Origin of the sequence: Mesorhizobium sp. M0768 (assembly GCF_040320195.1) — a bacterium.
Taxonomy (GTDB): domain Bacteria; phylum Pseudomonadota; class Alphaproteobacteria; order Rhizobiales; family Rhizobiaceae; genus Mesorhizobium.
The window spans coordinates 1-23,629 of record NZ_JAMYPD010000034.1 but is presented as its reverse complement, the minus strand read 5'-3'; the positions used below and the strand labels follow the sequence as shown (position 1 = coordinate 23,629).

At 63.5% G+C, this 23,629-nt stretch carries 24 protein-coding genes; 10 read left to right on the top strand and 14 right to left on the bottom strand.

The window, feature by feature from the left end:
- Positions 1-120: 120 nt before the first annotated feature.
- Positions 121-870 carry an SDR family NAD(P)-dependent oxidoreductase gene (locus NKI08_RS28840; RefSeq protein WP_352501277.1) on the bottom strand — a complete coding sequence of 250 codons (750 nt, stop codon included), beginning with the start codon at positions 868-870 and terminating at the stop codon, positions 121-123.
- Positions 871-967: 97 nt separating this feature from the next.
- Here NKI08_RS28840 and NKI08_RS28835 point away from each other — a divergent pair, with 97 nt between their 5' ends.
- On the top strand, positions 968-1,861 hold the full coding sequence (locus NKI08_RS28835; protein ID WP_352774333.1) for a LysR family transcriptional regulator: 894 nt from the start codon (positions 968-970) through the stop codon (positions 1,859-1,861).
- A gap of 90 nt (positions 1,862-1,951) precedes the next feature.
- Here NKI08_RS28835 and NKI08_RS28830 read toward each other — a convergent pair whose 3' ends face one another.
- Complete coding sequence (locus NKI08_RS28830; protein ID WP_352473742.1) at positions 1,952-2,380, bottom strand: VOC family protein; 429 nt, start codon at positions 2,378-2,380, stop codon at positions 1,952-1,954.
- A 216-nt stretch (positions 2,381-2,596) separates the two neighbouring features.
- Here NKI08_RS28830 and NKI08_RS28825 point away from each other — a divergent pair, with 216 nt between their 5' ends.
- The gene (locus NKI08_RS28825) at positions 2,597-3,799 is read left to right on the top strand and encodes an MFS transporter (protein WP_352451471.1); all 1,203 of its coding nucleotides are present in this window, start codon (positions 2,597-2,599) and stop codon (positions 3,797-3,799) included.
- Between the two features lie 92 nt (positions 3,800-3,891).
- Here NKI08_RS28825 and NKI08_RS28820 read toward each other — a convergent pair whose 3' ends face one another.
- Entirely contained in the window at positions 3,892-4,794 is a 903-nt protein-coding gene (locus NKI08_RS28820; RefSeq protein WP_352774331.1) for a sigma-70 family RNA polymerase sigma factor, read from the bottom strand.
- Positions 4,795-4,998: 204 nt separating this feature from the next.
- On the opposite strand from NKI08_RS28820, the gene NKI08_RS28815 reads away from it, so the two are divergent.
- From NKI08_RS28815 to NKI08_RS28785, 7 genes are all read left to right on the top strand, one after another.
- Positions 4,999-6,405, top strand: coding sequence for an MFS transporter (locus NKI08_RS28815; RefSeq protein WP_352774329.1), 1,407 nt, complete (start codon positions 4,999-5,001; stop codon positions 6,403-6,405).
- 433 nt (positions 6,406-6,838) lie between these two features.
- Positions 6,839-8,035 carry an acyltransferase family protein gene (locus NKI08_RS28810; protein WP_352774327.1) on the top strand — a complete coding sequence of 399 codons (1,197 nt, stop codon included), beginning with the start codon at positions 6,839-6,841 and terminating at the stop codon, positions 8,033-8,035.
- Positions 8,036-8,037: 2 nt separating this feature from the next.
- Positions 8,038-9,144 carry a glycosyltransferase family 2 protein gene (locus tag NKI08_RS28805; protein WP_352770510.1) on the top strand — a complete coding sequence of 369 codons (1,107 nt, stop codon included), beginning with the start codon at positions 8,038-8,040 and terminating at the stop codon, positions 9,142-9,144.
- Positions 9,145-9,150: 6 nt separating this feature from the next.
- The gene (locus NKI08_RS28800; RefSeq protein WP_502899680.1) at positions 9,151-10,179 is read left to right on the top strand and encodes a glycosyltransferase family 2 protein; all 1,029 of its coding nucleotides are present in this window, start codon (positions 9,151-9,153) and stop codon (positions 10,177-10,179) included.
- A 9-nt stretch (positions 10,180-10,188) separates the two neighbouring features.
- Complete coding sequence (locus NKI08_RS28795) at positions 10,189-11,973, top strand: ABC transporter ATP-binding protein (protein WP_352770512.1); 1,785 nt, start codon at positions 10,189-10,191, stop codon at positions 11,971-11,973.
- Positions 11,974-13,055: 1,082 nt separating this feature from the next.
- Positions 13,056-13,274, top strand: a complete 219-nt coding sequence (locus NKI08_RS28790) for a hypothetical protein (protein WP_292659780.1) — start codon at positions 13,056-13,058, stop codon at positions 13,272-13,274.
- A gap of 111 nt (positions 13,275-13,385) precedes the next feature.
- On the top strand, positions 13,386-14,090 hold the full coding sequence (locus NKI08_RS28785) for an SOS response-associated peptidase (RefSeq protein ID WP_352774324.1): 705 nt from the start codon (positions 13,386-13,388) through the stop codon (positions 14,088-14,090).
- On the opposite strand, the gene NKI08_RS28780 is transcribed toward NKI08_RS28785, so the two are convergent.
- The 11 genes from NKI08_RS28780 to NKI08_RS28730 all read right to left on the bottom strand — a co-directional run bounded on the left by NKI08_RS28780 (position 14,087) and on the right by NKI08_RS28730 (position 22,819).
- Positions 14,087-14,347 (bottom strand): hypothetical protein, encoded by a 261-nt coding sequence (locus NKI08_RS28780; RefSeq protein ID WP_352451464.1) that lies wholly within the window; start codon positions 14,345-14,347, stop codon positions 14,087-14,089. The genes NKI08_RS28785 and NKI08_RS28780 overlap by 4 nt on opposite strands.
- Before the next feature lie 3 nt (positions 14,348-14,350).
- Complete coding sequence (locus NKI08_RS28775) at positions 14,351-14,611, bottom strand: hypothetical protein (RefSeq protein ID WP_352501268.1); 261 nt, start codon at positions 14,609-14,611, stop codon at positions 14,351-14,353.
- A 146-nt stretch (positions 14,612-14,757) separates the two neighbouring features.
- Positions 14,758-14,907 (bottom strand): hypothetical protein, encoded by a 150-nt coding sequence (locus NKI08_RS28770; RefSeq protein ID WP_023677295.1) that lies wholly within the window; start codon positions 14,905-14,907, stop codon positions 14,758-14,760.
- A 3-nt stretch (positions 14,908-14,910) separates the two neighbouring features.
- Positions 14,911-15,240 (bottom strand): DUF2934 domain-containing protein, encoded by a 330-nt coding sequence (locus tag NKI08_RS28765; RefSeq protein ID WP_287286361.1) that lies wholly within the window; start codon positions 15,238-15,240, stop codon positions 14,911-14,913.
- A gap of 110 nt (positions 15,241-15,350) precedes the next feature.
- Positions 15,351-15,986 carry a BA14K family protein gene (locus tag NKI08_RS28760; protein WP_352774322.1) on the bottom strand — a complete coding sequence of 212 codons (636 nt, stop codon included), beginning with the start codon at positions 15,984-15,986 and terminating at the stop codon, positions 15,351-15,353.
- An 88-nt stretch (positions 15,987-16,074) separates the two neighbouring features.
- Positions 16,075-16,836: an ABC transporter ATP-binding protein gene (locus NKI08_RS28755; RefSeq protein ID WP_352472198.1), complete on the bottom strand. Its 762-nt coding sequence runs from the start codon at positions 16,834-16,836 to the stop codon at positions 16,075-16,077.
- A gap of 37 nt (positions 16,837-16,873) precedes the next feature.
- A complete protein-coding gene (locus tag NKI08_RS28750) occupies positions 16,874-17,872 on the bottom strand; it encodes an ABC transporter substrate-binding protein (RefSeq protein ID WP_352774319.1) in 999 nt (332 codons plus the stop codon).
- Between the two features lie 58 nt (positions 17,873-17,930).
- Positions 17,931-18,779, bottom strand: coding sequence for an ABC transporter permease (locus NKI08_RS28745; RefSeq protein WP_352472196.1), 849 nt, complete (start codon positions 18,777-18,779; stop codon positions 17,931-17,933).
- 40 nt (positions 18,780-18,819) lie between these two features.
- Positions 18,820-20,184, bottom strand: a complete 1,365-nt coding sequence (locus NKI08_RS28740; RefSeq protein WP_352774317.1) for an LLM class flavin-dependent oxidoreductase — start codon at positions 20,182-20,184, stop codon at positions 18,820-18,822.
- Positions 20,185-20,236: 52 nt separating this feature from the next.
- Positions 20,237-20,794, bottom strand: a complete 558-nt coding sequence (msuE, locus tag NKI08_RS28735; RefSeq protein WP_352774315.1) for an FMN reductase — start codon at positions 20,792-20,794, stop codon at positions 20,237-20,239.
- 732 nt (positions 20,795-21,526) lie between these two features.
- Positions 21,527-22,819 (bottom strand): Nramp family divalent metal transporter, encoded by a 1,293-nt coding sequence (locus NKI08_RS28730; RefSeq protein WP_352451453.1) that lies wholly within the window; start codon positions 22,817-22,819, stop codon positions 21,527-21,529.
- 236 nt (positions 22,820-23,055) lie between these two features.
- Here NKI08_RS28730 and NKI08_RS28725 point away from each other — a divergent pair, with 236 nt between their 5' ends.
- The gene (locus NKI08_RS28725; protein WP_023677305.1) at positions 23,056-23,361 is read left to right on the top strand and encodes a hypothetical protein; all 306 of its coding nucleotides are present in this window, start codon (positions 23,056-23,058) and stop codon (positions 23,359-23,361) included.
- Positions 23,362-23,629: the final 268 nt, after the last annotated feature.

Below are 23,629 nucleotides of genomic sequence, written 5' to 3'. Positions count from 1 at the left end.
TGGCGCACGGCGCTCCTTCCTCGCTGCTACATAGGGCTTAGATCGCTCTCGTCATCGATTGCAGTGCGTCGCGCCGCGGGTAGCACGGTCAGCGAGCCGGCAGGTTCGCGCCCTCGATGCCTATCGCCAGCCACCGGAGGCGGTGATGCGCTCGCCGGTCAGCCAGGACGCTTCGTCGGAGGCGAGGAACACCGCGACGCGGGCGACGTCGTCGGGCAGGCCGAAGCGACCGAGCGGCGTCATGGCTATAATCTGCTTCTCGAATTCGCTGCCGACGATGCCGATGCGCGCGAGGCCCTCGGTATCGATGCCGCCGGGCGCGATGGCGTTGACGCGGATGTTGCGTGCGCCGAGTTCCCGCGACATCGACAGCGTGATCGTGTCCACCGCACCTTTGGTCGCGGCGTAGACGAGCGAGTTCGGCTGCGGATTGCGGCTGGCGACCGAGCTTATGTTGATGATGCTGCCGCCGCCCGCGCCAAAATGCTTCACTGCTGCTTGCGTGGTCAGAATGATGCCCAACACATTGATGTCGAACTCGCGGTGAAACTCGGCCTCGGTCACCGCTTCCAGCGGCTCGAATGCGAAGACTCCGGCATTGTTGACCAGTATGTCGAGCCCGCCAAACTCCAATTTCGCCGCCTCGAACAGGCGGCGCACATCAGCCGCTTGCGACACGTCGCCCTGGACGGCGATGGCGCGGCCGCCACGGTCCTCGATCTCGGCGACAACGCGGTTAGCGCCTTCCCGTGACGAGGCGTAGTTGACGACCACTGCGGCGCCGGCCGTGGCAAGACTCTTGGCGATGGCGGCGCCGATACCGTTGGAGGCGCCGGTGACGATGGCGACCTTGCCGTTCAGCTTGCTCATCAAATCTCTCCTTTGTTGACGATGAGCGGTATTTAATCATGATCGAAACGCGTATTATGGTGCCCGCAATCCGTTCTTTCGTGCCTGGAATTCCGGAATGACCACCATCCTCGAAAAGACCGCCGGTCTCGTCGCCTTCGTCCGCACGGTCGATGCCGGCTCGTTTCATGCCGCCAGCCGGCTGGTCGGCTCCAGCCCGTCGGCAGTGTCGAAAAGCGTGGCGCGGCTCGAGCGTCGGCTCGGCGTCAGGCTGATCCAGCGCTCGACGCGCCGGCTCGGGCTGACCAGCGAAGGCATCGCCTATTACGAGCGCGTGGCGCCGCTGCTCAGGGCGCTGGACGATGCCGAAGACATCGTTCAGATGGCCGATACGGCGCGCGGCCTGCTGCGCGTTACAGCGCCGGTCGAGCTTGGGCGTGGCCTGATCGCGGCATGGGCGCAAGCGTTCCTTGCGCAGCACGGCGCAGTCAAACTGGAGCTCAGCGTCACCGACCGTCACGCCGATCTGATCCGCGAAGGCTATGACGTTGCGGTGCGCATGGGGCCGCTCTCAGACACCGGGCTCGTCGCGCGCAAGATCGCCAATCTGCCGATCATGCTGGTGGCCTCACCGGCCTATGTCGAGCGGCGCGGCCGTCCGGCATCGGTCGAGGATTTACGGGACCATGAATTCGTCCGCCACCAGATGGCTGGCCGGCCTTATCCGGTCACATTTGCCGACGGTACGATGATCGTGCCGGATGGGCGGCTCGATACCGATGACGGCGGCGCCATCCGCAATGCCGCACTTGCCGGCGCCGGCATCGCGCATCTGATGCGGTTTGCCGTGCAGGACGATCTCGACGCGGGTCGCCTGGTCCGCATCCTGCCCGAGGTAGCGATGCCGACCATGCCGGTGCACATCGTCCATGCTTACGGGCGACAGCTGCCCGTTCGCGCGCGGCTGTTCGTCGACTTCCTTGCGGGCCAAATGGCGGCGCTGGCGCGATAGCGCAGGGCTCCGTGGCAAAGACAGCGGCGGCTTCGAGATTACCCTGTTAGTAGCACAAGCGACCCCCGCCTTCGTTACCTGTCCATAGAGCTAGAACGTGATCTTAACTGAATCGGCGCTGCGGTTGGCCGCGCCGTGGTGGACGGCCTCGATGTTGTTGCCGTCGGGGTCGAGCAGGAAGGCGGCGTAATAGCCGGGATGGTAGGATCGCTCGCCCGGCGCACCATTGTCGGTGCCGCCGGCCTCAAGCCCGGCCCTGTAGAAGGCATCGACCATGGCGCGGTCATTTGCCTGGAAGGCCAGGTGGTGGCGGCCGGTCAGCTTTCCCAGGGCCGCCGGGCTGTCGGGGCTGGAGATGAACAGCTCGTCGGCCCAGAAATAATCATTGCCGGCGCCACCGATCGGTATGCCGAGCACGTTGAGAACCGCCTCGTAGAAACGACGGCTGGCCTTGAGATCCCTGACCACCAGATGGAGGTGGTCGATGAGACGGCCGCGATGAAGTTCCTGATTTGCCATGCTTGACAGCTCCTGATCGCCGGTTGGAAATCTAGCTTCGAATGGTGCGCGGTCAATCCAGAAAGCCGTGGAATGGCGCCATCGCGCCGACTGGATAAAAAATGCAACCGGATTGTCGGATTCATGACATATCCAACGTCCTTCGGACGCAAGCGGCTCGGCGAAGCTCGAAAAGGTCGTGCCGTATCAACGCTTCCGGCATGGGAGAAAAGTGAAATGAGCCTTCCCTATCGTTGGGTTATCGTCGCGGCTGGTGCGCTGATGACCTGTGTCGCCCTCGGGGCGATGTTCTCGCTGGCGATCTTTCTCGAACCGATGGCGCTTGACACACAATGGTCGCGCGCCGGCATATCGAGTGCGATGACGCTGAACTTCCTAGTAATGGGCCTCGGCGGCTTCGCCTGGGGCGCCATTTACGACCGCTTTGGCGCCCGCATCGTCGTCATGACCGGCGCCGTGCTGCTCGGCCTGGCGCTGGTCCTGGCCAGCCGCACCGGTTCGCTGCTCGTTTTCCAGTTGGCCTACGGCGTGCTCGTCGGCCTCGCGGCAAGCGCCTTCTTCGCGCCGATGATTGCGCTGACCTCCGCCTGGTTCGACACGAACCGCAGCCTCGCCGTCTCGCTGGTCTCGGCCGGCATGGGCGTGGCGCCAATGACCATCTCGCCCTTCGCCCGCTGGCTGATTTCGGCCTACGACTGGCGCACCGCAATGTTCGACATCGGCATAACCGCGTGGGTGCTGCTACTGCCGGCCGCGCTTCTGGTGCGCCAGCCGCCCAAGCCCGCTGCCGACGGCGCTGCCCCAAGCGTTGCCGCCGAGGGTGCCGGCATGACGGTTCCGCAGGCGCTGCGCTCGCCGCAATTCATCGTGTTGGGACTGACCTTCTTTGCCTGCTGCGCGGCGCATTCCGGGCCGATCTTCCACATGGTGAGCTATGCGATGCTGTGCGGCATAGCGCCGATGGCGGCGGTCAGCATCTACAGCATCGAGGGCCTGGCAGGGCTGGGTGGCCGGCTGCTTTACGGCGTGCTTGCCGATCGGTTGGGCGTTAAACCGGTGCTGATCACCGGGCTGGCCATACAGGCCGTGGTTATCGCCGCCTATCTGGCGGTCAGCGAGCTTGGTCAATTCTACACGCTCGCCGTCATCTTCGGCGCCACCTATGGCGGCGTCATGCCGCTCTATGCGGTGCTGGCGCGCGAATATTTCGGCCAGCGCATCCTCGGCACGGTGTTCGGTGCAGTAACCATGCTGTCCAGCCTTGGCATGGCTTTCGGCCCGCTCGCCGGCGGCATGGTGTTCGATGCCTATGCTAGCTATTCCTGGCTGTTCATCGGCTCGGCCCTTGTCGGGCTTGGCGCGATGGCGATTGCGATCGCCTTCCCGCCGCTGCCGCGCAGGGAGTTGCAACCGGCTTAAAGCACGATCGGTGGAAAAGGGCGGCCGCTTGGATGGCAAGCGGCCGCGATCCAAAATAGCTGGCAGTGTTCGGCATTATGAAACGCGTATTGCTATGCAAGCAGAGGCACCACCTCGGCGCCATCAAGCGTGTAGCGCGCATAGCGGAAATCGCGAATTCTCGCCAGTCTGTCGCCGGCCCATTCCAGCAGGATAAAGTATTTTAGCCCTCCGGCCGAGTCGTCCGGATCGATCACAAGAATGGCTGGGTGCCGATCCACCAGGCCAGGAAGCAGCCGCCAATCGTGGATACCCGCGTAATTGTGGAAGTACCGGCCCACTTTCGTGCGGCCGCTCGCCCGGAGCCGGTTCACGAGATCAAGCCGGACGTCCTCGGCCAGCATGTCGCGGATCGCATCGAAGTCGCGGGCGTTGAACTGCTCTACATAGGCTGCCAGCCGCGCCCGCTCGGGCTCGGCCAACACCGGCGCAGGCCGATCCTCAGACTCGCCGGCGACCTCGCGCAGGCGCAGACGGCCGCGATGCAGTGCGGCTTTCACCGCCGGAACGCTGCTGTCGATAATGTTGCCGATCTCTTCGATCGTATAGCCGAGCACATCCATGAGGATGACGCTGCTACGCTGCGCCGCGGGCAGGCGCATGAAGGTCTGCAGGCTTGCGGCCGCAGTGTGTCGACCCTCGGCCGACATACCGGGATCAGGGATCATATCGATATCCTCAACGACATGCGCGGCATCCAACCTGGCACGACGGCGCAGGTGGTCGAGCGCGGCATTGTGCGCGATGCGAAACAGCCAGCCCTCGACATTGGCTATCGGCCCGGTCCCGGGGAACGCCTCAAGCGCCTTGACCGTAGCTTCCTGGACGACATCCTCGGCATCGATCACCGAACCGGTCATGCGGGCGCAATAACGGTGCAGTTTCGGCCGCAATTCGCCGAGCAGCCGGTCGAATGGCTCCCGTCCTTCTGGCGTGCCGATTGCGGATCCGGTCATCGCACAAGGGTCGATCTCATGCGTATCTCCCAGGCAGAGGCGCCCGCCATCGGGCGCAGCGTCTTATAGACGCTCGACGATGGCAAAAGGATTCGGTCGAAAAAACTTTCTCCTGCTGGAATCCTTTGATGTTCCCTACGCGTCTCTGGATCACGGGCCCGTCAACCTGGCGGGCCCTTTGTTCAAGCCGGAGGCGCCATAGTCATGAGCAAGCAAAGTGCGGGATCAACGAAGGTCTGGGTTCTCGCCCTCACGTCGATAGGCTCCTTGATGGTCGTTCTCGATGCGATGGTCGTGGCGACGGCATTGAGCACAATGCGCGTCGAGCTCGATGCCTCGCTGGAGACGCTGCAATGGACGATGAACGCCTATAATTTGAGTTTTGCCGTCCTACTCATGACCGGGGCTGCGCTCGGTGACCGGTTCGGCCGCCGGCGTACGCTCGTTGCCGGATTGGCGTTGTTCGTCGCAGCGTCGGTTGCCTGCGCGCTCGCTGGCAATGCCGGATTGCTGATTGCGGCCCGTGCGGTCCAGGGCGCAGGTGCCGCAATGGTCATGCCGCTGGCCATGGCGCTGCTGAGCGTCGCTTTTCCCCCGGAGGAGCGAGGCAAGGCGCTGGGTATCTTCAGCAGCATCACCGGCCTGGCCCTGATCATCGGCCCGATGGCGGGCGGTGCGATTTCCGAAGGCCTCTCCTGGCACTGGATCTTCTGGCTCAATGTCCCGGTCGGCATCGTCCTCATCCCGCTGGTGCTGCGTCGGATTCCGGAGAGTTACGGGCCGGGCACGGCTATCGATGTCCTCGGCGTCGTCCTGGTAACTGCGGCGGCATTTGGTCTGGTCTGGGGTCTGATGCGCGGCAACATCGTGGGCTGGAGCGGCTCTGAAGTGCTGACGGCGCTGACGGCCGGGCTGCTTTTCGCCACCGCATTCGTCCTTTGGCAGCTGCGTACCCGCGAGCCCATGCTGCCTTTGCGGTTCTTTCAGGCGCGCGCATTCTCCTCGGGCGTAGGGGCGAACTTCCTGCTCTGCGCGGCCATGTACGGCCTCGTATTCCTGTTGCCGCAGTTTCTGCAGTTTGCCCAGAGCCGTGGGCCGTTCGGCGCCGGCATGGGATTGCTGCCTTGGACCGCCACGCTTTTCGTGGTCGCACCGATCGCCGGCAGCCTGATCAACCGAGTCGGCGAGCGCTGGCTTGTGGTGGCCGGACTGATCCTGCAAGCGGCTGGAATGGCCTGGCTGGCGCAGATCGCCGCACCTGATCTGCCCTACGTTCAGCTAGTCGCCCCGCTGATCATTACCGGTGCCGGCGTGTCGATGGCCATGCCTGCCGCGCAGAACGCGGTTCTCAATGCGGTCGCCCGGCCGGAGGTCGGCAAGGCTGCCGGCACGTTCAACACATTCCGCTTCCTCGGTGGCGTATCCGGGATCGCGATCGCCGGTGCGGTGTTCGCCGGCACTGGAAGCTTCTCGTCCACTGACGCGTTCAGCGATGGCTTCACCTCGGCAATCGACGTCTCCGCTCTGCTCTCGCTCGCCGGCGCGCTCGTCGGATTGGCGCTCCCGGAGCGTCGCGCAGTGGCGCTCGCGAATGCCAGCAAGGAGGCGTAACTCGAAGGCGGGAAGCTTGCGCTTGCTCCCACTGTTGTCGCGCTAACAGCAGCCGCGCCAGCGCAGCAAAAAGGTCGCCGAGCGTCGGTTGCCGGCCGGTCCTGTGGCGGGGCATCTGTGTCCAGACCCAGATCTTGCGCCCGTGATGGCGGCGAACATGCTGCATCGCAGCACCCTCTCGCCGATATCGGCGGGCCAAGGCAGTGCGAAAAAATCGTCAAGAATGGACAATTCAGGCTGTTTCCTGCTGTTTTTTGGCTTTTATTAGTCGCGCCTCACGTTCCTGTTTCAAATGTGTCAACTTTTTGTGTTGCGTTGCACAATGGTGGTCCTATTCTGCGCAAGGGGGGCGCTTCCGATTGGAATGCGCCGTGAACGACGCCGCTATATTGACCGATTGGCAGTTTCGCCGTCCCGCCGGCGTATGCCGCTAATGGGAAATGCGCGCGACACCCAATTGGACGCGCTGAGGGCCATCGCCGTGACGATGGTGCTGTACTCCCATTTCTTCGCGGCCGGAGGGTCCTCGTTCTGGGGCCATATCGGCGTGCGCCTGTTCTTCGTGCTGAGCGGCTTTCTGATCACGCGACTGCTGCTGGAAGCCAGAGCGGCCGCCGAATTCGAAACCGGACCGGCGCTGAAATCCTTCTATATCAGGCGGGCGCTGCGAATATTCCCGCCCTATTTCGCCGTGCTGGGTTTCGTCTGGCTGGTGGACCTGGAGCAGTCCAGAGGATCGCTGGCCTGGCATGCCCTCTATCTGTCGAATTTCTGGTACGCGGCGCAGAATGAATGGACGCCCTGGCTGCTCTGCCATTTCTGGAGCCTGAGCATCGAGGAGCAGTTCTATATCGCCTGGCCACTGATCGTCCTGCTGGCACCGCGCCAGCGCCTCGAAGCGATCTGCATCGGCGTGATCATGCTGTCGCTGGCCTACCGGTTTTATTGGCCGATCGCGGGAACGCCCGGTTTGGCGCGCGACCTGCTGCCGCCGGCGTCGATGGATGCATTGGCGTCAGGCGCGCTGCTCGCCGCCTACCGGTCAAGAACAGCCGGCTTGCCGCAATGGCTTCGAGCTGGCTGGCCGGGGCTCGCCGCGGCGTTTTTCGTTCTGCAGTGGTTTGCGCCGGCGCCGGCAAATCCGGTGCAGGAATGGGGTCTCTGGCTGCTGTTGCAGATCCTGCCTGTCGCGCCTCTGGTGGTCATCGTTGCAAGCTGTTCAACGGGCATTGGCGGTCGCGTCGGAAAACTTCTCGAACTGCCGCCGCTGCTTGGCCTTGGCCGCATAAGCTACGGCGTCTATCTCTACCATCCCATAGTGCTGGCTCTGGTTGTCAAGTCGCAGCCCTGGATCCCGCTCAACGTCTCGGAGCAAGGGCCGGGGCGGTTCCTGGTCGCGGGAACTGCGACGCTCATGCTGGCTTCGGTTTCGTGGCTGCTTTTCGAAAAGCCGCTCAACAGCCTCAAGCGCCACTTCCCCTATGTTGCTGGAAAAGGCCGCGGCGCCATCTCGGCAGGCATGGACGTGGGCAATGCCGGATGGATCGCGGCCGGAGCATATCCGGGCAGGCCGCTTGATGGTGGCACGTCACCCTTGCCGCGCAAGCTGCACCGAACCGATCGGAGCTGATCATGGCTGCTGCTCCCTTGGTTTCCGTTCTGCTGCCGATCTACAATGCGGGACCTTATCTCGCCGCTGCGCTGGGCAGCGTCCTGCGCCAGGATTACGAGCGTCTGGAGGTCATCGCCATCGATGACGGCTCGACCGACAACTCGCTGCAGATCCTGCAGAAATACCGCCAAGCCGACAATCGCATCTCGATCATCTCACGCGAAAACCGTGGCCTGATCGCAACTTTGAACGAAGGCCTGGCCGTGGCGCGCGGCGATCTGGTCGCCAGGATGGACGCCGACGACATCGCCTATCCCCAGCGCCTGTCGCGGCAGGTCGCGCTGTTCAACCAGCAGCCTGACCTGGCTCTATGCGGCGCGGGTTTCGATACCTTGCTCGGCAACCGCATCGTCAGGGGTTCGCCCGATCCGATATTCCAGGACAATATCCTGCGAATACTGTCGATGTTCTTCACGATCTTCATGCATTCCACGGTCGTCTACAACAGGAAGGTCATCGAAGAGAGCGTTCTATTTTATGACGAAAGCTACAAGCATGCCGAGGATTTCGACCTGTTCAGGCGGCTGACCGACCGCTACCCGGCGGCCATGATCCCCGAAAGCCTGATCGCCTATCGTATCCATGACGACAGCGTGACCAACAGGCACAAGCGCGAAATGCGCAGGACCCATTTGAAGATCGTCGCCGAGAACCTCGAGCGCGAAGGGCTCGCACAAGAGACGCAAGGCCTGCGCGACATCGGTGAGGTCCTGTCGATGGACACGGCTCGCCGTGCCGCCGAATGGATCCTTGCGCTGGAAGAAAGGATTTCGGCACTGCCGGCCGAGACGAGGCCGAGTTACCAGGCCGGCACGCTGAACCTGTTCTATTTCCTCTACCAGCTGATATCGGGGGAAAGGCAGCCGCTGCTGATGCACGAATTCCTGACGCGGACGGCGAAATGGAACCTCATCCGGCGGCGCGAGCAGTACGTGTTTCGGACCGGTGCCTTCGCGCCGCGCTTCAGTCTCGCCTCGATGTCGGTCACCAGGCAGGTGGATGCCCTGTCGCGGTATCTGCAGTCCGTGCCGGCCGCGGCGGTTTTGCCTTCGAACCAGTTGAGCTAGCAACGCATGTTCGTCAAATCGCACCAGCTCCAGCAGCGCGGCCGCTCGACGGTGCCGGCGGCCATGTCGCCGCGGCCGCAGCAAGGACCGGCGCCGGCGGTCAGCTTCATTGTCTGCACACGCGACCGCGTCAACGTGCTCGAGCCTTGCATAAAGTCGATCCAGGCCGCGTGCCGCGCCTACGCCGCCTTCTCTGCCGAACTGGTGGTTGTCGACAATGGCTCGACCGACTGCACAGCAGAGCGGCTGGCCGGCATAGCCGAACTTTCTGACATTCCGTTCACGGCCATTCGCGAGCCGCGACCCGGATTGGCGGCCGCGCGCAACGCCGGGCTGGAGCGCGCGCGGGGCCGCGTGCTGGTCTTCGTCGACGATGATTGCGCTGTCCACAAGGATTATTTGCGCGATCTGCAGCGGCACTATGCGGCCGGCGAACGGGTCATCCGCGGTGGGCGGGTCGAGATCGGCGACCCCCGCGACCTGCCGTTCACCATAAAGCGGTCGCCGGTGCGCGCGCGGCTTACCCCAGACGTCCATCCCGGCGGCTTCGTGCTTGGCTGCAACATGACGATGCACCGCGATGTTGCCACCCGCATCGGCCGTTTCGACGAACGGTTCGGCGCCGGCGGCCCGCTGCGCTCCGCAGAGGATACGGACTATCTGGTGCGGGCGGTGCTACTTGGGATCCCGGTCGAATATGTGCCCGACATGACTATCTATCACCATCACGGCCGGCGCGACCGCAAAGCCATCGAAAAGCTGCACCGCGACTACAGCATGGGCAATGGCGGGCTTTGCCTGAAACATATCCGCCACGCGCCGTGGCTGCTTCGCCATTGCTACTGGTCGATGAGGGCGGCCTTGCGCGAACTGGTGAAAGGCCCTCTGTTCGACCGTGAACTCAAGCTGTCGCACTGGCCGATCGTCGGCATGAATTTGCTCGGCGCGGCCAAGTTCGCGGTGCTTTTGCTGGCGAAATCGCCGCAGCCGGCGCAAATGCGACAGGAGCAACAGGCAAATGCCGAGGCGAGGTGATCCGCCACCATGCGATTGATGCCGCCCAGCCTGCCGATGCTGCGCCGCGCGCTCGGAAGAAAGCAGTTGCGCCTGCTTCCTGCCGTGGTGGTGCTCGGGCTGCTCAGCGCCGCGCTTGAAGGTTTTGGTATCGGCCTGATCATTCCGTTGCTGAACATAATCATGGGGCAAGGGCAGATCGGCATGGCCGGCTTTTCCGCCGTCTTCCAGCATGTCGGATCGAGCCTGAGCGAGCGCGACCGGCTGATCGTCATTTCGGTCGCCATCCTCGGCTCGATCGTGCTTAAGAACTTGTTCGCCTTTGCCAACACGCTGCTGACCACCTTCATCTACGGCAAGGCGAGCCATTCGATCCGCAGCGCGCTGTCGGAGCAGCTGCTGCGGGTGGGCTACCCGTTCTTCCTGCAGCAAAGCCCCGGACGGCTGCTCAACATCATCTCCAACGAATCCTGGCGGGCCTCGGATGCCATCCAGATCACGTTGGGGGCAATCGTCAATGCATCGGCCGCAATCATCCTATTGGCCTTCCTGCTGCTTCTGTCGTGGCAAATGACGCTGCTGGTGACGCTGGGCCTGGCGCTGGTCCAGGTAGCGCACGCCGTGCTGTCGGCCAATCTGAAGGCGCCGAGCCGCAGCGTCGCCTCCCGCAACAGCCAGCTCGCATCGCAGATGCTGCATCTGGTGCATGCCGGGCGGCTGATCCGCATTTTTGGCCAGGAGCAACGCGAGAAAGCGGCTTTCGACCAGGCATCCGACGCGGTGCGCCGGGCGGCCTTCGTGCTTTTAACCCGCCAGGGAGCGTTGCCGCCGCTGACCGAGGTTCTGCACGCCATGCTGTTCCTGGCGGTGGTGATCGGCGCCTGGTTCGCCAATGTTTCCTTCCCGCTGATCGTCGCCTTCGTCATCCTGCTCTACAGGCTGCAGCCCTATATGCGGTCGCTGCAAATGGCCTGGAGCCAGCTGCAAGGCCTGAGCGGATCGCTTGAAGAGGTGACATGGATGCTGGACCCATCCGGCAAGCCCGCGCCGCCGCAAGGCAGCGCAGCGTTCCCTGGGCTCAGCCAAGGCATCAAGTTCGAGGACGTCACCTTTACCTATTCCGGTTCGGAACAGCGCGCGGTGGTGCTGCATGCGGCGAGCTTCGACCTCCGCAGCGGCCGCTCGACCGCGCTGATCGGCCGGTCGGGCGCCGGCAAGACGACGATCGTCAACCTTTTGTGCCGCTTCGTCGAACCGGATAGCGGCAGGATCCTCGTCGATGGATCGCCGCTGGACCGCATAGACCCCGGCCAGTGGCGAAAGCACATCGCGCTCGCCAGCCAGGAGCTGGAACTGGTCGACGGCACGGTTTTCGAAAACATTGTCTACGGCCAGGACACCGCCTCGGCCGACGACGCCGAGCGCGCCGCAAAACTGGCCGAAGCGCATGGCTTCATCGAGCAACTGCCGCAGGGTTACTGGACGGTCGTCGGCTACCGCGGCGTCAATCTCTCGGCGGGACAGCGGCAGCGGATCGCGCTGGCCAGAGCGCTGGTGCGCGATCCCGACATCCTGATCCTCGACGAAGCCACCAATGCGGTGGACGGCCTGTCGGAAGCGGCAATCGTCGAGACGCTCAAGTCGCGGGCCGGCCGTCGCACCACCATTGTCATCAGCCATCATCGCAGCACCATCTCGTTCTGCGACGACGTCGTGATCCTGAGCCACGGCCGCGTGAAAAAGCAGGCGCCGTTCGCCGCGCTTGCGACGCTCAGCATGGACGAGCTTTACCAGCACGAGGCGCTGGAAGGCTGAGGGCGACCCCGCTGCGTGCGCGCGCTGGGAGGTCGTCTCGGATGTCAAGCCGGGTCAAGCATCTCAGGGGCGAGGAAGACCTCCGCCATACGTTTCTACGGGGTTTCTGGGATGACGAGTGATCCCGAGCTTACCCGCTTTTCATCTGGAGCGTACAGAACCAAGGGTCCGCCTGCCAAATCCAGCAATGGCAGGCGGACCCTAATCAGCGCATGAAGGGACTGATTCTGCGCCGATGTCTCCTCGAGGAGGTGACGCCATCAACTGAAGACGGGCGCAGTTGTTCCCGACGCCGGCCGTACACAAGACCATTGCGCAGGCAGGTCAGACTTAGGTCCCTGTAAACCCGCATCGCTGGCTGGAGTGAACATCGGATCGGCTCGGTGGTAGCGAAACGTCGGCCGGAGATAGATGCAGCCATCGGGTTCCGGAGCATGACCGGCTCGGCGCTGATCATGGGCGGCGATCGATCCCCGCACGACTGATGCCGAGGGCGCTTGCAGTCCTGCGGAATACGCATCCACCAGCGCCAGTGAAGTTGTCCAAGCGGTACGTAGCGGTCGTCAAGCTGTTGCTAATATGCAGCACAGGCAGCGCTCCATGAACGGCGTCGCTTGGAACCGCTACCTCCGACCAACCGTTAGTGTCACAATGACAAACCAAAAAGTGAGGCTGACGATGGACCCGCTGCAAAACAACACGTTGGAGATCTGGTGTCTTGCGGCCGTTCCGCTGTCGCTGCTCCTCACGGTGTTATTAGCCGGATTTATCCTTTAGCCGGACCCAACGGGGCCGGCTGCGGACCGGGGCCTGGAAGATGAAAATGCCGGCCATTTAGGCACGCTAGGCGTCTCGGACACCCCTGTAGCACCAGGCCGTGGCAGCCTTTCCAACATTGCCATCATAATCGGCTCTTTCGACCGGTCCGGTCGGCGGCGATTGCTCGCAGCCCCGTTGCGAGGGTGAGCATGCGAGCTCGTACGTTTGTTACACAATCTCTGATTGGTGGACTCGCCCGCCGCCATCGACGTTAATTTTGCGTTAGCGACAGGAGGGGGGAGATCGCTAAAGGGAGGAAGAAAATGAAAGAAAACTACGATCTGACGATCGACTACGACGACGAACCTTACGACAACAAGCCTTACGATCTAGCCACATTCGCAAGGAAGCACGGGCTCAACATTCGAGCCGCCGAGCTTCTTCTTTTCGCCAAAGGCCCGTCTCGAGCGGCCTGCGATGCCGCGGCGAGGGCTTTTCTCGCCGCAGTCGCCGCACAAGCTATGAGACAATCGGCGCGGTAAGTCTCACAAACCATTGCTGACACGGCCTGCCGTGTCAGCAACCCGACGGACAGCGCTGGAAATTCCAGGCCGTTTCCAACAAGATGCCTGAGCATCCGGGAACGGCCTGAAATGTGCAATCTCTACAACATCACGACCAGCCAGGAGGCCATCCGCCAGTGGACCCGCGCCTTGCACGACATCCTCGGCAATCTCGAACCCTCCATCGACATCTATCCCAACCAGCCCGGCCCGGTGGTGCGCAACACGCCGGACGGCGAACGCGAATTGGCCAATCTGCTGTGGGGCATGCCGACGCCACTGGAGCGGGTCAAGGGCAAGGCCGACTATGGCACCACCAATATCCGCAATCCGCAATACGGCCACTGGCAGCAATATCTCGGCATCGAGAACCGCTGCGTGGTGCCCGTCACCAGCTTTGCCGAGCCCAGCCCGACGCCTGGCGACAAGGACCCCGAGACCGGCATCCAGCGCAACTACTGGTTTGCACTCGGCGGGGACCGCCCGCTGTTCTTCTTTGCCGGCCTGTGGACGCGCTGGCATGGCCTTCGCAAGGTCAAGGACGGCCCCGCCGATCACCAGGTCTATGGCTTCATGACGACCCAGCCCAACGCGCTGATCGCGCCAATCCACGAAAAGGCGATGCCGGTGATCCTGACCACGCCGGAAGAAACCGAGACCTGGCTGACGGCGCCATGGTCGGAGGCAAGGCACCTGCAGCGCACGGCGCCCGATGACGCGCTGGTGATCGTCGAAAAACCGGCGACACAGATCAAGTTTCCGCAGCAGGCGCCGGCGCAAGGCTCGTTGTTTTAGCGCTTGAATTTCTGCAGCACCCAGATGTAGCCCTTGGGCGGATGGTCCTGGTCGATGAACTGCGTCTTCACCGTCGTGTCCTTGCGGCTGCATCGTTTGCACCTGAACCTGATCGCTTCCAGCGGCTTGCTCCAGCCCACCACCTGGGCCACGTCATTCGCCCTGAAGCGTCCGACATGGTAGCAATGGCCGCACTCCACGATGAGCAGCATGTTGGCCTTGGCGGCACGCCCAACGCTGTCCATCGGCCCGGCCATGGCTCAATTCCGGGTCGAGTAATCCTCGGGCAGCGGAAGCAGGCCAAGCTCCGCCATCCGGTAATCGGGCTCCTTCTCCGCGACGCTGGCCAGCACCTCGTGCAATTTCTCGACAAGCCCGCAAAGCTGCCAGAACAGCTCGCCATGCGCCTTCAGATGCAGTTGCGACGACAGCACCGTCTTGCGCAGGCTCAAAGTGTCCCTGATGATCGCCTCCGCATCCCTCGCCGACAGCCTGTCGAACCGGCTTTTTCGTCTGCCCATCGCGGCTCTCCTCGATTTGTGAGCAACCGCCCCGCCTGCTCACAAATAGGAAGGCATTCCTCGCAGAGTCAATTCGCTCTTGACATTTTTGTTCCCGTTTTGTTCAATATCAACTAATGGAGGCACCGAAGCGACAGCACGCCGCCTCAATGCCTCTTGAAATACTGCACCTCACGTTCGTGCTTTTCGGCGGCCTCGCGGGTATCGAAGGTGCCGAGATTGCGGCGCTTGCCGGTCTTTTCGTCCTTCTTGCGCGAATAGAGGCGGTATTTTCCGTCTTTGAGTTTTCTGATCATCTGTCACTCCCCGAGCCGCTGCTTCCCCTTAAGGTTGCGCGCGGCTTGTTCGATAGCCGCCCTGTCGTTTCCCAGCCTGTCGATCAGCTCCTGCGCCTGTTCGCCCGATATGCCGGTGCGCACCGCCAGGGCCTCCACCGTCAAAACGTCGGAGCTCGCGACCTCGCGGGTTTCCGGCAGGGCATCGCCTGCCGTCAGTGGCAGGGCCGCCTCCCTGTCGATCTCGGCCTCGGCCCGGTGCCAGTGCCGCTCGGGATCGCCATGGATCCCGCCCTCACGTTCCCAGATCTGGTATGCGCGCTCACGAATCTTGTCTTCCCGGTCGTCGCCCATGTTGATTTCTCCTTTGGGTATCGGATGAACGCCGCGCCAACCCGAACGATCCAAGGGTGGGGTCGCACAAGGCGCCATGCACTGCGGCCGCCCGCCACCCCACGGCCTGCCTACTCGCACTGCCTGCGCGGCCCGCCCGAATACGGCTGATAGCTGTTGTCCTCCGATCGATATGACCGGTAGCGGCTGAAGCAGTATTGCACGTGGTCGAATGAGAGCTCGGCGGCGCCGGGTTCATCCGATGGCGCGTAGCCCTCCACCGACGACGTATCGCTCGCCTCGAAATAGCTGCCGTCATCGGCGGCGCCGAGATAGGGCGAGATGCAGGGGCGCTGTTGTCCGCTGTAGGATGTGTAGTGGTTGTCGTCCGGCCTGTAGGAGCGGTAGCGGCTGGCGCACCATTCCACGTGGGCGGCGGGCAGCGTCTGCTGCTCTTCCGCTGGTGGCTGGATGGAGCCGGTCGCGGTAATGTCGGTTGTCGACGCTGCGGCGGCATCGGTGGTTTTCGAGCTGCGATCGACTTCCGAGGTGCGAACGGGGACCGGGCGGGCCGGGAGGCGTTCGAGGCGCTGCGAGGCCGGGTTCACCGGTCGCGGGTCCTTGGCCCACAGTTCGGCGACGCTGGAGACCGGGGCGGCCGGCCGTACCGGCTTGGCTATTAGAAGCCAGGTGGCGAAGGCGAGACCGCTGGCGAATACGGCGAGCGTCAGCACGAAGCCGCCAAAGATTGCGAATAAGGCTTTCATGCCGCGCTCCTTCGCCTCCCGGTTAAGGAAATGCGGGGGCGGGGAATCCGGTTCCAGGAAAGAGCGGGGCAGGGGTCTTAGGCGGCTTTCAGTGCAGGCCGAATTCGCGCAGCAATTCCTCGCGGTAGCGCACGAAGCGGCTTTCGCTGCGCTCGCGCGGGCGGGGCAGGTCGATGTCGATCAGCCGCGCCGCGCCGCCTTTCTCCTTGGGCAGGATCAGCACCCGGTCGGCGAGGTAGATTGCTTCCTCGAGGTCGTGCGTCACCATCACCATGGTGACGTTCTCCTCGCTCCAGATGCGCGCCAGTTCCTCCTGCATGCCGATCTTGGTCATCGCATCGAGCGCGCCCAGCGGCTCGTCGAGCAGCAGGATTTCGGGCTGCACGGTCAAGGCGCGGGCGATGCCGACGCGCTGCGCCATGCCGCCCGACAGCTGCCGGGGAAAGGCATCGCTGAATTCGGCGAGGCCGACGAGCGCGATATAGAAGCGCGCCCGTTCCTCGGCCTCGGCCTTCGGCACGCCGCGCACTTCGAGACCGAAGGCGACATTGCCGAGCACGGTCAACCAGGGCAGCAGGCGCGGTTCCTGGAAGATCACCGCACGTTCGGCACCGACGCCGTGCACCGGCTTGCCGTCGATGGCGACGCCGCCGCTGTCGGCAGCCTCCAGCCCGGCAAGGATGCGCAGCAGCGTGGTCTTGCCCGATCCGCTGGCGCCGACGATGACAAGGCATTCGCCCGAGCGGATGTCGAGGTTGAGGGTCCTCAACACGGCGAGCGAGCGCCCACTGATGCTGAACGATTTGGACAGGTCGCGTATGCTGACCTGACCGCCGCTTGTGCTGCTCATCGCGCTCGTCTCCCAACTGGTTGGTCGGTTGCTTTTGTCAGTTGGTCTTGGTTTCGCCCGGCCGATAGAGGATGTCCGCTGCCTTCAGTTTGCCCTTTGGCAGGCGGCCGTCGCGCTCGAGCACGCTGACCCAGAAGTCGATGTCGCGGTCCGTCGCCTTGGCCCCCTGGCGCAGGCCGAAGCCGGTCCAGTAACGCGCCAGTTCGCCGTTTTCGCCGCGCTTGTCGAGGATGTTTGCCAGCACCTTGCGCGCTTCGTCGGGGTTCTGCAGCGACCAGTCGGAGGCGCGCGCCGATTGTTCGACGAAGTTGCGGGCGGCGTCGGGATGCGCGGCGATGAAGTCGCGCCTGAGCACGACGAAGCCGCCGGCCAGCTCGCCCAGCACGTCGGTGTCGTTGAACACGCCACGCACGCCGCCGTTGTCCACGAGGGCGCCGGCAAACGTCGCCTGCCAGTAGCCGAGCGCCGCGATGTCGACCTGACGGGAGCGCAAGGTCTGTTCGAGCTGCGGTCCGGGCACGACGACGAGATTGGCAGCATCCGGCGGCAGGCCGACGCTGTGCAGCGCCTCGCGCACGGTGTAGTCGAGATGGGCGCCGAGCGTGTTGACGGCGATGGTCTTGCCGGCGATGTCGGCGATCGATTTGATCGGGCTATCGTCCAGCACGTAGAAGACGCTGCGCACCTTGCTGTTGATGCCGTTGCTCGGATAGGCGGCGACGAAGTCGTTGCCGCCGGAGATCGAGTTGATCACGGCTGCGGTTGCAGCCGAGCCGATATCGACGCTGCCGGAGGCCAGCGCAAACAATGATTCCGGGCCGCCGCCGGAATAGCCGACATTCTCGACCTCGATACCGAGGCCTTTGAAATAGCCGAGCTCGCCGGCCAGCTCATGCGGAGAGATGCTGCCACGGCTGGCGAGGGAGCGGAACTTCACTGGTTCCGCTTCGGCAAAGGCGAAGCGCGGCAGGCCCGCGGCGAGAAGGCCGGCGGCGAAGGGCGCGCCGGCAAGCAGGGAACGGCGGGAGATTTTCATGGTCCGGGTCTTTCCTGATTTGAGTTCTGGCCTGGTTGAGATTGGTAAGGGCGGGTGGTCAGTCGACGGCATTGCTCCAGCGGCAGAGCCGACGCTGCAGGCTGACCAGCGCCTGGTTTGCAATCAGGCCGAGGCCGGCGAGGATGACGATTGCCGCAAACATCAGCGGGATCTGGAAATTGTATTGCGCGTTCATCACCTGGAAGCCGATGCCCTTGTTTGCGCCGATCATTTCGGAAGCGATCAACAGCAGCAGCGCCGTGGTGGCGCTGAGCCTAAGCCCAACGAAGATCGACGGCACGGCGCCGGGCAGCACGACGCGACGGAAGACGGTGAGCTGCCTGGCACCGTAGACGCGGGCCATCTCCAGCAGTTTCGGATCGACCTGCTTGACGCCGCCGATGGTGTTGAGCAGCAACGGGAACAGCGTCGCCCAGAAGATGACGAACACCTTGGAGGCCTCGCCGAGCCCAAGCAGCAGGATAAATACGGGATAGAGCGCCAGCGCCGAGGTCTGGCGGAAAACCTGCAGGATGGGATCGAGCGCGGTTTCGACCGTGCGCACCTGACCCATGAACAGGCCAAGTGGGATGGCGACCAGCACGGCGGCCGCGAAAGCGAGACCGGCGCGCTGCAGGCTGATGGCGATGTCGCCGAGCAGAGTGCCGCCGACCAGCCCCTTCCAAAGTGCCGCGACAATCATGTCGATCGGCGGCAGCACGGCCGCGTTGACCCAGCCCGCGCTGCTCGACACTTGCCAGATTGCGAGGAAAGCGATGAGGACGCCGTAGCGCGACAGGAAGCGGATGCCCGCCCGGCCACCGAGGCGCAGGAAGTCCGTGCCGAGGCTTGTCGTGCTGTCAGGCGTGCCGAGGCTGGCGGCCTGTTCGATGTGCTGCAAGGTCATCGTGTTGCCTCCTGCTTGGAAAATATCGGGCTTCTCGGGATTATTCGGCGGCCAGCACCGCCGAGCGGGCGGCGGTCCAGGGGTTTTCCGGCCGCCTGAGGCCGAGGTTCTCGCGCAACGTCCTGCCTTCATAGGCGGTGCGGAACAGGCCGCGGCGCTGCAGCTCGGGAATCACCAGCTCGACGAAGTCGTCGAGCCCGCCGGGCAGCCAGGGCGGCAGGATGTTGAAGCCGTCGGCGGCTTCGTTGCCGAACCATTCCTCCAGCTGATCGGCGACCTGCGTGGCGCTGCCGATGACGGTATAATGGCCGCGGGCCGTTGCCACCCATTGGTAGAGCTGTCGGATGGTGAAGTTGTGCTCGTCGGCAATCTGGCGGATCAGCGCCTGGCGGCTCTTCATGCCTTCGGTCTCCTTGCTCGGCGGCAGCGGTCCATCGAGCGGATAGCCGGTGATGTCGAGCGTCTGGCCGGCCAGCCCGTTGAGCAGGGCGACGCCGTCTTCGGGCAGGATGAGATCGTTCAGCTGCTGGTACTTGGCGCGCGCTTCTTCTTCGGTGCGGCCGACGAAGGGTGCCACGCCCGGCATGATCAGCACCTGCTCGGGATTGCGGCCGGCGGCCGTCACGCGCGCCTTGATATCGCGATAGAATTCCTGCGCCGACGCCAGGTTCTGATGGGCGGTGAAGATGACTTCCGCCGAGTGGGCGGCGAGCTTGCGACCGTCTTCCGATTGCCCCGCCTGCACCACGACCGGATGCCCCTGCACCGGGCGCGGCACGTTGAGCGGCCCTTTCACGCTGAAATGCGCGCCCTTGTGGTCGATGTCGTGGAGCTTGTCCTTGTCGTAGAAGCGCCCCGATTTCTTGTCGCGGATGAAGGCATCGTCCTCCCAGCTGTCCCACAGCGCCTTGACCGTCTCGACGTGCTCATGCGCGCGGGCATAGCGCTCGGCGTGGGCAGGCTGCGTCTCGCGATTGAAGTTGCGCGCGGTTTCGACGCCGGCCGAGGTGACGACGTTGCAGCCGGCGCGGCCGTTCGACAGATGATCGAGCGAGGCGAATTTGCGGGCGAGCGTGTAGGGCTCCTCGTAGGTGGTCGAGGCGGTAGCGATGAAGCCGAGATGCGTGGTGAGCGGCGCCAGCGCTGCAAACAGCGTCACTGGCTCGAAGCCGGCGATCTTGGCATTGCCGCCTTCACGCGCGCCGAGGCCGACCGTCAGATTGTCGGCGAGGAAATAGGCGTCGAACAGGCCGCGCTCGGCGGTCAGGGCGAGCTGCTTGTGGAACTCGAAATTGGTGGCGCCGTCGGCCGGCGCCTCGGGGTGGCGCCAGGCGGCGATATGCTGTCCGCCGCCGGGCAGGAAAGCGCCCAGTTTGATTTGCCTGGATTTGGTGGATCTGGTCATCGCGGCGTGCTCCTGGACGGATCGGAAAGGGGATCTCGGGTCAGTGGTGCGTTCAGGCGGCAAGGCCGACGCCGTAGGGCACCCCGGTTACCCGGCATGCCTCGGCGACCGCCTGCCGGGCGCGGGCGTGGATGGCTTCGGACACCAGAACACCATTGGCAAAGTCCTTGTCGGAGGCGTAGATCGCGGTCGGCACGGTCAGCGCCTCGAAGAAGCCGAACAGCGGCCGCAACTGGTGCTCGACGATCAGCGAATGGCGCTCGCCGCCGCCGGTCGCGGCGAGAATGACGGGCTTGCCCCTCAGCGACGACGGATCGAGCAGGTCGAAGAAATGCTTGAAAAGCCCGGTATAGCTGCCTTTGAAAGTCGGCGAGCCGGCCACCAGGATGTCGGCGCCCAGCAGCCGTTCGACAATGTTGCGCGCCACCGGGTCGAGGTCGCCGAGGCGCCTTGCCTGCGGCAGGGAAGCGCCGAAATCCTCGATATCGAAGACGGCCGAGGCCGCGCCGATGCTTTCGGCGGCCTGCCCGACGATGTGGCTGACGAACGCCTTGGTCTTCGAGGGCCGGGTCAAATTGCCCGACAGCCCCACCACGAGCTTTTTCGACATTCCTGGCTCCCCCTCAAGCGCTCTATTTTAAGATCTTGGGTCTAGCGATCTATGTTAAATCTAGAGAGTTTGTAGAATTAAGAGAGTGAGAAAATTTCAAAAGTAGCGCATTGGGCGAACGGAGTTTGCGGCACATCGCCCACAATTGGTTCATTCAATGCGCCGCAGCGCGCTGAAAACCCGCCACAGCGCCTTCAGCCGCGATGGCGCAGCGCGTCGGGCAGAGCGCATGAAGCCGGCCGGACATATAAGGCAAGTCGCCCTCGGACGCTCCCGGCGCGACGTCGAGGAACTATGTCCCGATACCACGATCCTCGACGGCCTAGCGGTCCTCGGGGAGGATGCAAGCGAGGCACAGGCCACGGCGCTGGAGTGGCTCCGCGGCATGCAGTGAGTCAGGCCAATTTGATTCAAATCCGGCTGTGGATATTTGCTTTTAGCTAAATCGAGGCGGTCATCTTGCCGGCGGGCGGGCAACAGGGAGATGCCTATGACAAGCGACTTTGCCGCCGCACACCTGCACCTTGAACGAGCCTGCCACTATTTGAGCGGCGAGGACGAGACGAGCCGCACGGCTCGTGCGGCTCTGGATCTCCTGATCGATGCAATTGTCGCAGCGCAATACAAGCGGCCGGTGGGAGATGTTGTGGAGTTTCCAAGGCCGGCAAAGCTGGGGCAATCCGCAAGCGGGAACGGGTAATCCAACTAGCGGCGTCCCTTGTCCTGCCGGATTTACATGAACCAGGTGGCCACCAGGCCGATCGTCGCCGAGAAGATGGCGGCGGTCGTTGCCCAACCGAGTATGTTGGTGCTGCGGCTGTTCACCTGCTCCCCCATGATCCTGCGGCTGTTCGTCATCAGCATGATGAGCAGCAACAAGGGCGGCGTCGAGAAGCCCTGAACGATGCCGGACCAGACCAGCGCCTTCATCGGATTGAAGCCAAGGAAGTTGAGGCCGGCGGCGATCGCCGTAAAAAATCCGATGGCGAGATAAAATTTGGGTGCCTCTCGAGCCCGGGCGTGCAGGCTGTTTTTCCAGCCGATGGCTTGCGCCACGTCATAGGCAGCGCCGGCGGTCATGACAGGAACCGCGAGGAAACCGACGCCGATCACGCCTGCGGCGAACAGGACGCTTGCGGCCTGGCCGGCTAGCGGGCGCAGCGCCTCCGCCGCTTGCGCTGCCGTGTCGATATCGTGGTGGCCCGCCTTGTAGAGCGTAGCACCCGTCGACAGGATGATGAAATACATGATGAGATTTGAAAACGTCATGCCTATGAGGATGTCCCGGCGCGAGCGGCGGAGTTCGCCGGCGGTGGCGCCCTTCCTTTGCCTGAGCGTCGTTCGCCCCTGGGCAATCTCCTCCTCGACCTCCTCATTGGACTGCCACGTGTAGAGATAGGCGGACAGCGTCGTGCCGATGATGGCGACCAGGATCGACAGGAACTCGCGATTGAATTCGATCCTGGGGAGCAACGTCCCGCGCAGCACCGCCGCGGCGTCCGGCTTGGCCAGAATGGCGGCACCGACATAGGCGAGCAGCGCCAGCGCCAGCCAGCGAAAGATGTTGCGGATCAAAGTATAGGAGCCGAAAACCTGGAGGGCGAAGATGAGGGCGGCGACGAACAGCACGATCAGCGGAATGGGAAGCGGCACGAATATGTTGATCGCCGCCGCCATTCCACCAAGATCCGCCGCTGCCTCGATGGTGTTGCCGACGAGCACACCCAACAGCACCGACCAGAGCAGCCACCGCGGGTAGAAGTCCTTGATGACGTGGAACAATCCGCGCCCCGACACCTGGCCGAGCTTCGACGACAGATAGACAACCGCGTACATCATCGGCAACGTCACCGGGGCCGTCCAGAGCAGGTCGGGTCCGAAACGGGCGCCGGCACTTGCATAGGTGCCTATAGCGGAACAATCGTCGTCGGCCGCCCCTGTTATCAGGCCGAGGCCGAGCGCTCGTCCTATGCCGCCCTTGCCCTCCTTCGGTGGGATGGAATGATCGGAACCGGCCTGCCTCATTGCGACCGGACCGGGTTGCGAACGAAAGACGCGGCCTGCCATGCAATAATGGTAAGGATGGGTCGCGGCGCTGGTCTCATTTTGCTTCCTTCAACAACTTGCCCAAACCCGGCGTGCCATGACTTGTTCCGCGACGACGGGACAGGGGTTTTGTCTCAGGCAAAAAAGTTCGGGTTGACCGCTTCCGAACGCGAAGCGACTATCCGTTCGAGGCGAAGATCGCAGGAGGAAATGCAATGGACGAGCCCGGTCAGTGGCGCCACATGTCGAGCGCGCCAAGGGACGGCAGCAGAATCCTTGTCACGGTTCGGCCGTCCGAACAGGGTCCGGCCGAGGTCGACATGGCTTACTGGGCCCGCGCCGATCAGTTCGGCAGCGAAGGCTGGCGCGCCTCCGACTCGTCTCCAGGACGCATCGTCGAATATGCCGAACCCGAACTGAAGTGCTGGATGCCGCTGCCGTCGGCCAATCTCAGCAAGGGATCGATGCCTAGCCCCTGGGAGGGCGAAGATGTGCCGCTGGTGGATGGCTCCGGGATATGAGCGAGCGGGAAGGGTAGTTTTGATCGCTGGCGGGACAGCGCCCCCCTCTGGCCTGCCGGCCATCTCCCCCTCAAGGAGGGAGATTGGCCCTCATCGCGGCCTTCGCTAATCTCCGACGCTGCAAGAAGGGCGCGGCTATTGAAGCTGCCGATCTCCCCCTTGAAGGCAGGGCTATCGCATATGAGTGATGGCATTGATGAGATAGTCGTCGTTCCAGGCGCATTTCTTGATGCGATGGCTGATGGGAACTTTGGCAGCATCGGCGGCC